Genomic DNA, 13340 nt, shown 5'->3' on the forward strand with positions numbered 1-13340 from the left:
TGATCATCGCCGGCCCGCCACGGCCCGGGTGGCGATGCCGTCGGCCAGGGCGGCCGGCTCGATCCACACCGTGCGGACGCCGCTCCACCGCTGGAGGAGCCGTCCGTCGGGCGCGCAGGCGGTCAGCGCGCACTGGGAGAAGAAGGACGTCGCTGTCGGTGTCGTGGCCTCGTCGACGTCGACGGTGATGACGAAGGGCTCGTCGTCGGGGAGCGGGCCGAACAGCTCCAGGCGCTCGACGGAGACGGGGACGGGAATCTCCTCGCCGTCGGCCAGCGCCAGCAGCGTCAGAAGGGCACCCTGCATCAGCAGGTCGGCGAGGGCCGGGCTGTACAGCCGTCCGGCGAACGCGCCGTGGGCGAAAGCCGGGTCGGGCATCCTGGCAGTGATCACCAGATGGCCGGGCGACTCCTCCAGGACGTCGCGCAGGCCGTTGAGGGCCGCGCCGTGGAAGAGCCGGCCGTCGCGGTAGCCGGGGTGCGGCGCGTCCGTGAAGGTGCGGGGCGGCAGGCTCGTCACGGGGGCCTCGCCCGGCCGGTCCGCGAGCCGGAAGCGCCCCTCGAAGCGCGGTTTCCCCTGTTCCCCGGCGTCATCGACGCTCACACGGACGAACGGTACGACCGCCTGCCGCGCGTCGCGTTCCAGCCGGACGCGGAGCCGCTCGGGGTGCCCGGGCGGGAAGGTGATCGCCTGGGCGATCCTGATGTCGCGGCACTCGACCACCGGCCGGGCTCCCCCGTGGACGCGCTCGACGGCGCCCAGGGCCCAGCCCACGGCGGCCGTCATGGGCAGGACGGGCACCCCGGCGACGCGGTGCGCCCGCAGGACGGGCTCCTCACCGAGCCCCGTCAGCACGCGGTACGCGGTGAGACCGGCGTCGGGGAGCGGGTCGCACCGCTGGAAGAGCGCCTCGGTCGGTCCGACGAGCGCCACCCCGCCGCCCCGGCCGGGTGCCATGAGCTCCCGGAACCGCGCGCATCCCTCCTCCCTGGAGAGCACGGGCACCCCCACCTCGGTGAAGAGCTGGTGGAGGTCCGCGGCCATCCCCTCGGTCCAGGGCCCGAAGGCGACCGGCACGACGCGGCAGTGAGGATGGGCGGCCTGCCAGGCGCAGCCGAAGCGGTTGAGCGCCTCGTTGGCCAGGGCGTAGTCCGCCTGCCGCAGGTTGCCCCAGATTCCTGCGACCGAGGTGAAGAGGACCAGGTGCCGCAGCCGCGCGGCGTCGAGGGGGGCGAGCACGTTCCGCAGGCCGGCCGGTTTGGTGTCCACGACCGCGGCGATACCGTCCGGCTCCGCCTCGGCCAGCGGCCGGTCGCGCAGGACGCCCGCGCCGTGGAGGACGCCGGTGATCCGGTCGGCGTACGGGGCCAGGGCCTCGGCCACCGCGTCCGGGTCGCGGACGTCCGCCGCCGCGTACACGGCCTCCGCGCCGTACGAGCGCAGGGTGGCCAGGAACGCGCGGATGCCGCGCTGCCGGACGAGCAGGGCGAGCTCCTCCTCGACGCGGGTGCGCGCCGGTTCCTCGCCGGGGTCCTCCCCCGCGTCGCGCGCCCGGGCCTCCAGGGCGGCCCGCAGCTCTTCCGGGCCGCCGAGCGCGGCGGCCCAACCGGGCTCGTCCGTCAGGGGCGTGCGGCCGAGCAGGACGCAGCCGCAGTGGTGGGCGCGCACCAGTTCCTCGACGCACCAGGCGGTGATGCCCCCGGCGCCACCGGTGACCAACAGGACGTCGTCCTTGGTGAGTTCGACCTCGGTGGCGGCCATCGGGGTCCGGGGCCACGGGGTGCCGGAGACCCGGGGCGTGCGGCGGCCGGTCGTGTCCACGCCGACCTCGCGGACGTCGCCGGCGAGGTCGGCGAGCTCGGTGGCGAAGGCCGCTCCGGCGTCCTCGTCGGACAGGCCGGGGGCGAGGTCCAGGGCGCGGCAGTACAGGGTCGTCGCCTCCAGGGCGAGGGTCTTGACCAGCCCGCCGAGCCCGCCCGCGAGGGCGGCCGCGGTGTCGCCGCCCGAACCGGCGTAGCCGAGCGCCCCGTCGAGCCGGGTGACGGCGACGAGGCCGGCGCGGGTGCCGGTCCGGGCGGCCGCCTCCAGGGCGGGGCGGGTGTGTTTGGCCACCAGGATCGCGTGCCGGAGGCGGGTGACGATCCGGTCGGCGGCGTTCGTCTCCTCGCCGCCGTCGCCGCCGTCGCTGCCGTCGCTGCCGTCGCTGCCGTCGGGCTCGCGGCTGACGGGCAGCTCGCGGCTGACGGGCAGGACGCACAGGTCGAGACGCGTGCCGTCCTCGAGGAGCCCGGCGAGGCGGGCGGTGAGTGTGGCCTCCGACCAGTCCGTCAAGCCGGGTGTCTCCGTGGCGGCGCCGGGGAGGGCCAGTCGGCTGACCCGCCAGCCACGGGTGGTGAGAGCGTCGGCGAGGAGGCGGCCGAGCCCGCCCGCGTCGTCGATCAGCAGGGCGTGGGGGCTCTCCGGGTAGGCGTCCTCCCGGACGTCGACCGCGGGCAGGTCCACGGGGGTCACCCAGGCGCTGCCGAGGGCGGTGCCCACCACCGGTGAGACGAGCTGGGGCCTGGGCTCGGTGATGATCTCCTGGGCGATGGCCGTCAGTTCGCGGACCGTCCGGGCCTCGGTGAAGCGGTACATCTCGCTACGGGCGATCACCGGGTAGCGGCGCCACATCTCGGCGCCGATCTCGACCTGTTTGAGGGAGTCGATGCCGAGGTCCGCCTGGATGTCCATGTCTGGCTCGATCATGTCGACGTCGTAGCCGGTCTTCTCGGCGATCACGGCGCGGAAGTGCCGCTCGACCTCGTCGGGGTCGAGCGAGCCGATGTCCATCGTGCCGGTCGCCGCGGCCTCCCCCTTCTCGGCCGCCCACAGCTCGGCGAGCGCCGACCGCCTCTCGGCGTGCGGGCCCTCGGCCGGCGGGCCGGCGTCAGGGCGGGGTTCCGTTTCCGCCGTCACGGCATCGGTCGTCTCGGCATTGATCGTCTCGGCATTGATCGTCACAGCATCGGTCGTCACGGCATCGACCGCCGCCGGTACGGGCAGGGGCGGGTCGCCCTGTTCGGGTGGCCCCGGCGGCGGTCGCAGAAGGCCGGAGACCGCTTCGGCCGCGCGGGCGTGCGTCTCGCCGAGGGCCATGCTGTGGTCGGCGACCGCCTGGATGGCCGCGAGCAGCGACGCGTCCATCCGGCCGGCCGCCGCGCCCCGGGCGAGGAGCGCGCCGAGTTGTTCGGTGGTGCGGACCTCGCTGTCCACGTAGCGGGCGTGCGCGGCCAGGTGGTCGGTGGCGGCGCGGGTCAGCGGGTCGGCCGCCTCGGTCCGGGCCGGCGACGTGGCCGGGGCGGGCGCGCCTTCCGGCTCGGCCCGCGATCCGGCGGCGGTGTGCCGGGCGAGGAGTTCCTCGTAGGCGCCGCGCCGCTTCTCCACGGCGAAGAACGGGCCGTCCAGGCGACGGGCCACCTTGGAGGGCGTCCGGCGCTCCGGGCGGGGCGGGGCCGTGTAGCGGTCGATGCCGGTGAGGGGCAGGCCCAGGACGGCCAAGCGTACGGCCGCCTGCTTGAGCGCCGCGCAGGCGTCCGTCCCGGGCCCGGCGTCGCAGGCGACGACCTCCGCACGGCCGGTGCCGAGGGTCCGTTCGACGAATCCGCTGAGGATCCGCCGGGGGCCGAACTCGACGAAGACCCGGACGCCGTCGGCGTACATCTCCTCCAGGCGGGCGGCGAAGTCGACGGGGCGCAGCAGTTGCTCGACCAGGGTGCGGCGGTTGGCGTCCGCGTCGTCGCCGTAGGACGCCCCGGCCGTGTCGGCGTGGACGGGCAGTGCGGGCGGGGCGAAGGCGGCCTCGGCGCAGGCGGCCGCGAACTCCTGGGCGGCGTGGGCGATGTGCGGGGTATGGAAGGCGGCCGCGACCGGCAGGAGGCGTACGGGCAGGCCGCGTGCGGCGCACTCGTCGGTGAAGTGCCGTACGGCGGCGGTCGGGCCGCCGACCGCCTGCTCGTCGGGCGCGTTGTGGTTGCACACCGTCAGTTCGGGGTGCTCGGCGAGGAGTTCGGTGAGTGCGTCGCGGCTCATGCGGGCGGCGGCCATGGCGCCGGGGTCGTGGCCAGGGCCGGGCGGTCGTGCCATGGCCTGGCCACGGACGTGGGCCAGGGCCGTGAAGCCGGCGTCGTCCAGGACGCCGGCGGCCCACAGGGCGGTCAGCTCCCCGAAGCTGTGGCCGAGCAGTGCGTGCGGGGCGAAGCCCAGCTCGCGCAGGTAGCGGTACTGGCCCGTGGAGAGGGCGCCGATGGCCGGCTGGGCGTGGGAGGTGCGGCGGAGCCGTTCGGCGTGGTGGGCGGCGTCACCGGTCCCCGGTGGGAGGAAGACGGCGCGGGCCAGGCTGTCGGCGGCGGGGAAGCGGGCGTTGGCGGCGTCGAAGGCGGCGCGGACCGGGGGCAGGGCGAGGGCGGCGCGCAGGCCCATGCCGGGGTACTGGCTCCCCTGTCCCGCGAACAGCGCCCCCGTTTTGGTGCCGGGGGGCAGGGCCCGGGTCCGGTAGTGGATGCCGCGCGGATGGTTCCACGTGTCGTCGCCGGGGTGGTCGCGCAATCGGGCGACGGCGAGGGCGAGCAGCTCCTCGTATTCCGGTCGTCCCGTGGCGACGAGGCCGAGGCGGGCGTGGGGCGCGGGGGCCGGTCCGGGGTCGGGCGGGTCGCCGCGCTCCAGTCGTCGCAGCAGTTCCGTCCTGTCGGGCGCGTGCCAGAGGTACGCGGAGGGGGTGTCGTGCAGCGCGCACTCCCCTTCCTCCGTGGAGTGTTCTTCGAGGACGGCGTGGTAGTTGACGCCGCCGAAGCCGAACGCCGAGACCCCCGCCCGCCGGGGCGTGCCCGAGGGGTCGCGTACCCAGGGGCGTGCCGTGGTGTTCACGTAGAGGGCGCCGTCCGGGCGGACGGCCTGCGCGTGGGGGGTGGTGACGTTGATGGTGGGGGGCAGCACCTTGTGGTGGAGGGCGAGCGCGGCCTTGATGAGCCCGGCCGCGCCGGCGGCGGCCTTGGTGTGCCCGATCTGCGACTTGACGCTGCCGACGGCCACGAAGTGCCGGTCGTCGGGGGTGGCCAGGAGGTCGTTGAGCGCGGTGAGTTCGACCTCGTCGCCGGTGGGGGTGCCGGTGCCGTGTGCCTCGATCAGCCCCACGGTGGCGGGTGGGCAGCCGGCGTCGGCGTAGGCGCGGCGCAGCGCGGCGCTCTGCCCGGCGCCGCAGGGGGCGTAGATGCTCTGCGCGTTGCCGTCGCTGGAGCCGCCGAGGCCTTTGAGAACGGCGTAGATGCGGTCGCCGTCGCGCTCGGCGTCGGCGAGGCGGCGCAGGGCCAGCATGCCGATGCCCTCGCCGACCAGGGTTCCGTCGGCCTCGGTGTCGAAGGGGCGGACGGTGCCGGTGAGGGAGAGGGCGGGGGTCTTGCTGAAGCACATGAAGGAGACGATCGAGTTGTCGGCGTCGCAGCCGCCGGTGAGCATCACATCGGCGCGGCGGGAGATCAGCTCGTCGACGGCGCAGCGGACGGCGGCCAGGGAGCTGGCGCAGGCGGCGTCGACGGTGTGGTTGACGGCGCCGAGGTCGAGGCGGTTGGCGACGCGTCCGGAGACGACGTTGGCGAGGATGCCGGGGAAGGAGTCCTCGGTCCAGGGCGGCAGGGCCGCGAGCCGGATCCGGACGGCTTCCTTCGCCTGTTCCTCCGGGACGCCCACGGCGAGCATGGTCTCCATCAGTTCGGGGACCAGGAGGCGGGCGGCGAGCGGGATGAGGGTGGAGTTGGTGCCGCACACGCCCAGGACCACCCCGGTACGGGAGGGGGCGCACCAGTCCTCTCTGCCGCGTCGCGCGTCGCTGAGCGTCTCCTTGGCCACCACCAGGCTCAGGAGTTGCACCAGTCCGGTGGAGTCCACCGTGTTGGGCGGCATCGCGAATTCGAGCGGGTCGAAGAGCTCGGGGGTGAGGAAGCCGCCGCGGCGGCAGTACGTCCTGTCCTCGGCGAAGGGGTCGGGGTCGTAGTACCGGTCCGGGCGCCACCAGCTGTCGGGCACGATGTCCGAGCAGTCGCGGCCCGCCACGATGTTGTCCCAGAACTCCCTGATGTCGCGGGCCTTGGGGAACCGTCCGGACAGGCCGACGATCGCGACGGGGTCGGAGCCGAGCCGGCGGTCCGGGCCGCCGGGGTCCTCGCTGATCGTGCGCACCGGTCACCTCGATCCCGACGGCGGATCCGTCCCTGGTTCTCCCCATCTCCCCCTATCTCTCCCCCTGGGGCGGACCGGCCCGCTCCGGGCGACGAGGGCGCGTGGGGGCGCTGGTGTCACGTCGTACGACAGGAGGCGCCCCAGGCGGGACGCGCGTCACCACGCGGCAGCCTGCGCGCCGGTGCCGCACGCCCCGATGCCCACTTGCGCGCCCGCCGCCCTCACCGTTCGCGGCTCGGCATCGTCTCAGGCGCGGGCCGCCTGCCGGAGGGCGTCCCGGCAGGCCTCGACGGCCGGGTGGCGGCCGCCGCCCCGGCGCACCGCGGTGAGGATCGTGCGCGTGCCCCGGCCACGGGGGAGCCGGCGGAGCGCGACGGTCGGGGGGCGGCCGTTCCACACCAGGTCGGGCAGGAAGGCCGCGGCGTGGCCCTCCTCGGCGAGCCGGAGGTGGAGCAGCAGGTCGGTGCTCTCGAACCGGACGTCGGGTTCGAAGCCGGCGGCGCGGCACAGGGTGGTGGCCCAGTGGCGGGCGGCGCTGCCCTCGGGCTCCATCACCCAGGGCCGTCCGGCGAGGGCGCGCAGCGCCGCCGTGGGGCCGCCGCCGGCGGCGGCCGGTGGCGCGGGGAGGGCGAGGCGCAGGGGGTCGTCGAGCAGGTGCTCCTGTTCGAGCCCGGCGGGCCGGGGCGTGGGGTGGCCGGGGTACTCCTCGGCGACGACGAGGTCGAAGTCTCGGGCCTGGAGCGCCAGGAGGGCCCGTTCCGGTTCCATCTGCGTGACGTGGACCCGCAGCCGGGGGTGGGCGTCGCGGAGGAGGCCCAGCATGGCGGGCACCAGGGTGAGCGCCGCCGTCTGGAACGCGGCGACGCGCAGGGTGCCGGTGAGGTCGGTGAGGGACGTGGCGATGTCCGCCTCGGCCCGCTCCAGGCGCTCCATGACCGCCTCGGTGTGGGCGACGAGGATCTCCGCCTGCGGGGTGAGCCGTACCCGCCGCCCCACGGGTTCGAGCAGCCGGACGCCGACCTCCGACTCCAGTTGGGAGAGTTGCTGTGAGACGGAGGACGGGCTGTAGGAGAGGGCGGTGGCCACGGCCGCGAGGGTGCCGCGGTGCTTGAGTTCGCGCAGCAGGCGCAGTCGATGGAGGTCGAACATCGGTGGCGCGGCCCTTCGGTGGCGGTCGCCCGGCCCGCGCGGTGACAGCCGGAACGTTCGGTTTTCCTGATGAATATAGGTGGGAAACGTGCGCTGGACCGTACGATGGGATGGGCCGCACGCTGGTGGCATGCCCGATGCCTTCGCTTCTTCCCGCACTCCGTCGTGGTTCGCCCGTCCGGCCGCCCGGTCCTGGACGTGCGCGCCCGCGCCCGCCGACGCGCGGGACTTCCACGCCTCCCTGCCCGGCTACGCCCCGACCCCACTGACGGAACTTCCCTCTCTGGCCGCCGAGTTGGGGGTCGGCCGGGTGTTCGTCAAGGACGAGTCGTCCCGGCTGGGGCTGCCGGCGTTCAAGGCGCTGGGCGCGTCCTGGGCGGTGCGCCGGGTCCTCGACGGGCAGACGACCTACGGGCAGGCGGCCGACGGGCCGGGTGCGGCGGCCCTGGTGACGCTGGTGACCGCAACGGACGGCAATCACGGGCGGGCCGTGGCCCGGACGTCCCGGCTGCTCGGGCAGCGCGCCCACGTCTTCGTCCCTCATGGTGTCCACCCGGAGGCCGTGGCCGCCATCGCGGCCGAAGGGGCGGAGGTCACCCGCGTCGCGGGGACCTACGACGAGGCGGTGCGCCGGGCGGCGGAGGCGGCCGCCGCGCCGGACGCGGTCCTGGTCCAGGACACGGCCTGGCCCGGCTACGAGCGGATCCCGGCGTGGATCGTCGAGGGGTACGCCACGCTCTGCGCCGAGATCGACGCGCAGCTCGCGCTCGCCCGCGCGGGGGCTCCCGGTCTCGTGGCCGTGCCCGTGGGCGTGGGCTCGCTGGCCCAGGCCGTCGTCACCCACTACCGGAGCCGCCGGGACGGGCGGGCCCCGGCGCTGCTGGCGGTGGAGCCGGAGAACGCGGCCGCCCTCGCCACGAGCCTCGCGGCGGGGCGGCCCGTCACGGTCCCCACCGGCGGGACCACGATGGCCGGCCTGAACTGCGGCACCGTCTCCCACCTCGCCTGGCCGGTGCTCCGGGACGGCCTGGACGCGGCGGTCACCGTGACGGATGCCGAAAGCGCTCGCGCGGCCGCCGATCTGGCCTCCCTCGGTGTTTCCTCCGGCCCCTGCGGTGCCGCCTCCCTCGCGGGCGTCCGCGCGGCGCTCACGGGCGCCGGCGCGGACGGGCGGCGGGCGGCGCTGGGGCTCGGGCCGGCGTCGGTGCTCGTCCTGCTGAGCACCGAGGGCCCGGCCGCGAACCCGCACACCACCGCGTCCGACGCCACCACCTCAAGTCGAGACGATCGGAGTTGAGACGATCGGATATGAAAGGGAGACAGAAAGCCATTCTCCGTCTCTGTTGATCTCTCTACGGTTGGGTCATCAAGCCGATCCGATCAAGGAGAAACCCCATGCGCGCCGTCACCCAGAACGCTTTCGGAGGCCCCGAGGTCCTGGAGGTGGTGGAGACCGAGCGACCGCGCCCGCAGGCCGGCGAGGTGCTCGTCCGGGTCCACGCCAGCGCCCTGAACCCCGTGGACGCCGCCGTCAGGGCCGGCTTCCTCCCGCTGCTCGGCGAGCCGCCCTTCGGCATCGGCTGGGACGTCTCCGGCGTGGTCGAGGAGGCCGCCGAGGACGCGGGGTTCGCGGTCGGCGACGAGGTCTACGGGATGCCGCTCTTCCCGCGCGCCGCCGGCGGCTACGCCGAGTACGTCGCCGTGCCGGCGAGCCACCTCGCCCGGCGGCCCGTCTCGCTCGACCACACCCGCACGGCGGCGCTGCCGCTCGCCGGGCTCACCGCCTGGCAGTCCCTGGTGGGCGCGGCCGGGGTGAAGGCCGGCGACCGGGTGCTGATCCACCGCGCCGCCGGCGGCGTCGGCCACCTCGCGGTGCAGATCGCGAAGGCGCGCGGCGCCCACGTCGTCGCGCTGGCGAGCGCGGCCAAGCACGACTTCCTGCGTGGCTTGGGCGCCGACGAGGTCGTCGACTACCGCACCACGGACTTCACCGAAGTGCTCGAGGACCTCGACGTGGTCCTCGACTCCTCGGCCGAGGGCGACCGTTCGCTCGGCGTCCTGCGTCCCGGTGGCATCCTCGTCAGCATCATGCAGCACCGCGACCAGGAGCTCGCCGCGCGCGTCCGGGCCGCCGGGCGGCGCTTCGCCGGGGTGTCCGTCGAGCCGGACGCCGAGGGATTGGCCGCGATCGCCGCGCTGGTCGACGCGGGACGCGTCCGTCCGCACATCGCCGCGACCTTCCCGCTCGAAGGCGTGGCCGAGGCGCACGAGCTGCTCGGCACGGGCCGCACCCAGGGGAAGATCGTCCTCACCATTCGGGACGAGACCGCCGTCTGAGACGATCACCCCGCACGACAACGCACGAACGACGCACGAACGACGTACGACGACGCACACGACGCACCACAGGACGCGCATGGACATCCTCACCGAAGTACTCGGATCGATGCGCACGGGACGCCCGGCCTCGGTCCGCACCGAGGGGCGCGCACCCTGGGGGCTGCGCCTGCCGCCGGTGGCCGGGGCGGGATTCCACGTCGTGCTGCGCGGGAGCTGCTGGCTCCTCCCCCCGGACGACGGCGCGGCCGGGCCCGCGCCCCGCCACGAGCCGGTCCGCCTCCACCCCGGCGACGTGGTCTTCCTCCAGAACAACCACAGCCACGCGCTCGCCGACGACCCCGGCACACCCGCCGTCGACGCCGGCCCGGCGCGGTTCCGCCCGGGTTCGCCGATCGGCGCGCTCTCCCTGGGCGGGGACGGCCCCCGCACCACGCTGCTCTGCGGCGCCTACCACCTGGACCAGGGACGGCCGCACCCACTGGTCCGTCAACTGCCCGAGGTCGTCCACCTGGAGACCCGGCACGGACGGCATCCCGAACTCTCCGCCGCCGTCGGGCTCCTGCGCGCCGAGCTGGAGGAGGAACGGGCCGGCGCGGCCGGCATCGTGCCGGCGCTGATCGACGCGCTCCTGCTGTACGTGCTGCGGGCGTGGCTGGAGGAACAGCCGGCGACGGCGGTGGCGGGCTGGTCCGCCGCCCTCCGGGACCCGGTGATCGCCCCGGCGCTCACGGCCATCCACGAGGACCCGGCCGCCCGGTGGAGCGTCGAGTCGCTGGCCGCCCGCGCCGGAACGTCCCGGGCCACCTTCGCCCGCCGGTTCCACACCCTCGTCGGGGAGCCTCCGTTGGCCTATCTGACGCGCTGGCGGATGACGACGGCGGCCCGGCTGCTGCGCGAGGCCGACCATCCCTTGAGCATCGTCGCCACCCGCACCGGCTACGGCTCCGAGTTCGCCTTCGCCAAGGCGTTCAAGCGCGCGTACGGCCTCCCGCCCGGCGGCTATCGTCGCCACGCGGCGGCCACTCCGATGCCGTTCGCGGGGCGGCACGCCTGATAGGTGAACGACAATCGGCCTGCGGATGCGGCGAAGCGCCGCCTGGTGCCACTGGCGCGCGTACGAGACCCGCCACGGCGTCATCCGCGCGGAACTGTCCCTGCCGGAGGACTCCCCACGCCGGATGCCCGTCCCCGGCGCCGGGGTCCTGCGGCCGGTGTGGGACGTCGGACACCGCACGTCCACCGGCGACACAGCGTTCGCCATCGCCTCGCTCTGGGTCGAAGGCAGGGACGCGCTGGAACCCGGCGGACACGCCACGATCCGCCTCGCGCCCCTCACCCCCTCGCTCTGGGCCCGCCTCCGGCCCGGTCAACGCTTCACGATGCACGAGCGCCGCCCCGTCGCCGGCACGGCCACCGTCCTCGAAGTGCGCCCGGCCGCCGTCGACTGCACAGGAAAGCATTTGGCCGGAGAGTGACGTCCGGTGAAGGATGGCCCTTTCACCCTTGTTCACTCCTGCTTCCTCACGCTTTCCAAGGAATTCCCCCTTATGAACACCCGGCGCGCCGACGTCGACGACCTGGCCCTCGCGGTCGCCACCGCCGCCCGGCACCCGGCCGGGAGGACGACCCTGGAGTCGCTTCTCGACACCGGTGACCCCCGGCAGTGGGTCACCCTCGACCTCGGAGTGCGGCGGCTGCCCTGGTTCTGGCCGGCCGACCTGCCCTCCATGGTCTGGCTCGAGATGGCGGAACCGCCGCCCGGGGAACCCGTCCTGGCCGTCGCCCTGTGCCACCCCGACGGACGCGTACGGCAAGCCGCCCTGGAGCGTGCCGCCGGGGTTCCGGCGCTGCTGCCGCTCGTGGCGGTGCGCTGCTCGGACTGGGTGGGCCCGGTCCGCGACGTGGCCCGGGCGCTGCTGCGCGCCGGGCTGGCGGGCGCGGCGCCGCGCACCGTCGCCCTCGTCGCCGCCGTCGCGCTGCGCACGGCCGTGCGACGGCACGGCGCCCACGCCCACGACCTGCTCATGGAGATCCTGGAGAGCGCCGACGCGGAGGTGACGGACACTCTGCTGGACAGCCGCGACCCGGCCACCCGGCGGCTCGGCCACCGGATCGCCGTGCGCCGGAACCTTCTCTCCCCGGCGCGGCTCGCCCGCATCGCCGCCACGGACGCCGACGTCGTCGTCCAGGACGTCTGCGCCGACGCCGTCCTCGCCCACATGAAGGACGGCCGGCACGGCGAGCTCCTGGAACCGCTGCTGCGCGCCCGGGCCCCCGGGTGCGCGCGTCCGGGGTGACCGCGCTCCACCGGACCGGGCGCCACGACGAGGCCACGGCGTTCCTCGCCGACCGCGCGGGCATCGTCCGCGCCTGCGCGCGCTGGGTGCTGCGGCAGCGAGGCGCCGATCCGCTGCCGCGCTATCGCGAGCTGTGCGCCGGCCCGTCGGCCGACGTACCGCCGGGTGCGGCGGCAGGTCTGGGCGAGTGCGGCACCCGTGAGGACGCCGCCCTGCTCCTTCCCCTGCTGGCGCACCCGGTCGCACGGGTACGGGTCCGCGCTGTCGCCGCGCTGTGCGCCCTGGGCACGGTCGACGCCGAGCGTCTGCGGCCGTTGCTGGACGATCCGTCGGCGGCCGTCACCCGTGAGGTGTCCACCGCGCTCGTCTCCTCGGGGGGCCGGCTCCCCGAGTCATGTCTGTGGGAACGGCTCGCCGCCGACCGGCCCCGGCACGTCCGGGCGGCGGCCTTCCGGCTGCTCGCCACGCAGCGCGGGATATTCCAGCTCCGGTGCTGCCTGACCTTGCTCGACGACGCCGACCACCGGCTCCGCGCGCAGGCCCGTACCGCCGCCCTGCGCTGGGGCCCCGCCGACGCCCCCACCGCGTACGCGGCACTGCCCGCCGACGAACGCGCGCGGCTGGACGAGCTGATCGACCGGGCCACGCCCGTCCTGGGCGAGGACAAGGTACGGCTGTTGCGCTTCTATCTGAGGGCGGGGCACCGCTCGTAAACAGGGGCGGGACTTAACGGTCCAGCGCACAAGCCGCCGCCAGGAGCAGTCCGATGACGCTCCCGGCCTCGGTGATGTCCCCGGCCCGTACGGCGGCCACCGCGTCGTCCAGGGGGATCCACCGCACCGTCATGGCGGCTTCGGTCGGGTCCCGGTGGCGATCGGCCGAGGGGTGGAGGTCCGTGCCGAGGTACAGGTGCGTCACGGCGGACGTGCGGGACGGCAGTGGGTGGTAGACGGCGAGTGGGCTGAGGGTGCCGGGGCGGTGGCCGGTCTCCTCCTCGCACTCGCGCCGCGCCGCTTCCCGGGGGCACTCGCCTTCGGCGATCGCTCCGCCGGGTACGTGGAGGAGGCGCCGCCCCGGCGGGTAGAAGGCGTCCTCCACCAGCGCGACACGGCGCCGGGCGTCGACGGCGACGGTTCTGGCGCCGTCGGCGATGGTGAGGTGGTCGTACGTCCCTTCCGAGCCGTCCGGTTGGAGGACGCGATCATGATGGAGGGTCAGGTGGCTGCTCCGGTGGATGACTTGGGTACTCAGTCTGTTCCAGTCCCGCAAGGGTTCCTGGATGTCGTGGACCATCTCCCCGCCGTTCCTCGTCGGTGCGCGCCGCTCTGGTAACGCCGGGGCGGG

The 13340-nt window shown here is 75.1% G+C and carries 9 protein-coding genes; 6 read left to right on the forward strand and 3 right to left on the reverse strand.

What is annotated here, in order from left to right:
• Positions 1-3: 3 nt before the first annotated feature.
• Both EKH77_RS01250 and EKH77_RS01255 read right to left on the reverse strand, forming a co-directional pair.
• Positions 4-6210 carry a type I polyketide synthase gene (locus EKH77_RS01250; RefSeq protein ID WP_240667167.1) on the reverse strand — a complete coding sequence of 2069 codons (6207 nt, stop codon included), beginning with the start codon at positions 6208-6210 and terminating at the stop codon, positions 4-6.
• A 246-nt stretch (positions 6211-6456) separates the two neighbouring features.
• Positions 6457-7359, reverse strand: a complete 903-nt coding sequence (locus EKH77_RS01255; RefSeq protein ID WP_126912588.1) for a LysR substrate-binding domain-containing protein — start codon at positions 7357-7359, stop codon at positions 6457-6459.
• A gap of 130 nt (positions 7360-7489) precedes the next feature.
• On the opposite strand from EKH77_RS01255, the gene EKH77_RS01260 reads away from it, so the two are divergent.
• The 6 genes from EKH77_RS01260 (at position 7490) to EKH77_RS01285 (ending at position 12709) form a co-directional block, all read left to right on the forward strand.
• Positions 7490-8656 (forward strand): diaminopropionate ammonia-lyase, encoded by a 1167-nt coding sequence (locus EKH77_RS01260; RefSeq protein WP_126912589.1) that lies wholly within the window; start codon positions 7490-7492, stop codon positions 8654-8656.
• A gap of 98 nt (positions 8657-8754) precedes the next feature.
• Positions 8755-9696, forward strand: coding sequence for an NADP-dependent oxidoreductase (locus EKH77_RS01265; protein ID WP_126912590.1), 942 nt, complete (start codon positions 8755-8757; stop codon positions 9694-9696).
• Between the two features lie 79 nt (positions 9697-9775).
• Positions 9776-10753, forward strand: coding sequence for an AraC family transcriptional regulator (locus EKH77_RS01270; protein ID WP_126912591.1), 978 nt, complete (start codon positions 9776-9778; stop codon positions 10751-10753).
• Between the two features lie 25 nt (positions 10754-10778).
• The gene (locus EKH77_RS01275; protein ID WP_126912592.1) at positions 10779-11174 is read left to right on the forward strand and encodes a hypothetical protein; all 396 of its coding nucleotides are present in this window, start codon (positions 10779-10781) and stop codon (positions 11172-11174) included.
• 72 nt (positions 11175-11246) lie between these two features.
• Positions 11247-11996, forward strand: a complete 750-nt coding sequence (locus tag EKH77_RS01280; protein ID WP_126912593.1) for a hypothetical protein — start codon at positions 11247-11249, stop codon at positions 11994-11996.
• A complete protein-coding gene (locus EKH77_RS01285; RefSeq protein WP_126912594.1) occupies positions 11993-12709 on the forward strand; it encodes a HEAT repeat domain-containing protein in 717 nt (238 codons plus the stop codon). Before EKH77_RS01280 ends, EKH77_RS01285 begins: the two co-directional genes overlap by 4 nt.
• A gap of 13 nt (positions 12710-12722) precedes the next feature.
• On the opposite strand, the gene EKH77_RS01290 is transcribed toward EKH77_RS01285, so the two are convergent.
• A complete protein-coding gene (locus EKH77_RS01290) occupies positions 12723-13289 on the reverse strand; it encodes an NUDIX domain-containing protein (RefSeq protein ID WP_126912595.1) in 567 nt (188 codons plus the stop codon).
• Positions 13290-13340 lie beyond the last annotated feature (51 nt).

This window comes from Streptomyces luteoverticillatus, from assembly GCF_003970715.1.
Lineage (GTDB): Bacteria > Actinomycetota > Actinomycetes > Streptomycetales > Streptomycetaceae > Streptomyces > Streptomyces abikoensis.

What these genes read in the sequence shown, in the direction of transcription:
- EKH77_RS01255 (WP_126912588.1), bottom strand. Translation starts at nt 7,359, where the DNA reads ATGTTCGACCTCCATCGACTGCGCCTGCTGCGCGAACTCAAGCACCGC.
- EKH77_RS01260 (WP_126912589.1), top strand. Translation starts at nt 7,490, where the DNA reads ATGCCCGATGCCTTCGCTTCTTCCCGCACTCCGTCGTGGTTCGCCCGT.
- EKH77_RS01265 (WP_126912590.1), top strand. Translation starts at nt 8,755, where the DNA reads ATGCGCGCCGTCACCCAGAACGCTTTCGGAGGCCCCGAGGTCCTGGAG.
- EKH77_RS01270 (WP_126912591.1), top strand. Translation starts at nt 9,776, where the DNA reads ATGGACATCCTCACCGAAGTACTCGGATCGATGCGCACGGGACGCCCG.
- EKH77_RS01275 (WP_126912592.1), top strand. Translation starts at nt 10,779, where the DNA reads ATGCGGCGAAGCGCCGCCTGGTGCCACTGGCGCGCGTACGAGACCCGC.
- EKH77_RS01280 (WP_126912593.1), top strand. Translation starts at nt 11,247, where the DNA reads ATGAACACCCGGCGCGCCGACGTCGACGACCTGGCCCTCGCGGTCGCC.
- EKH77_RS01290 (WP_126912595.1), bottom strand. Translation starts at nt 13,289, where the DNA reads ATGGTCCACGACATCCAGGAACCCTTGCGGGACTGGAACAGACTGAGT.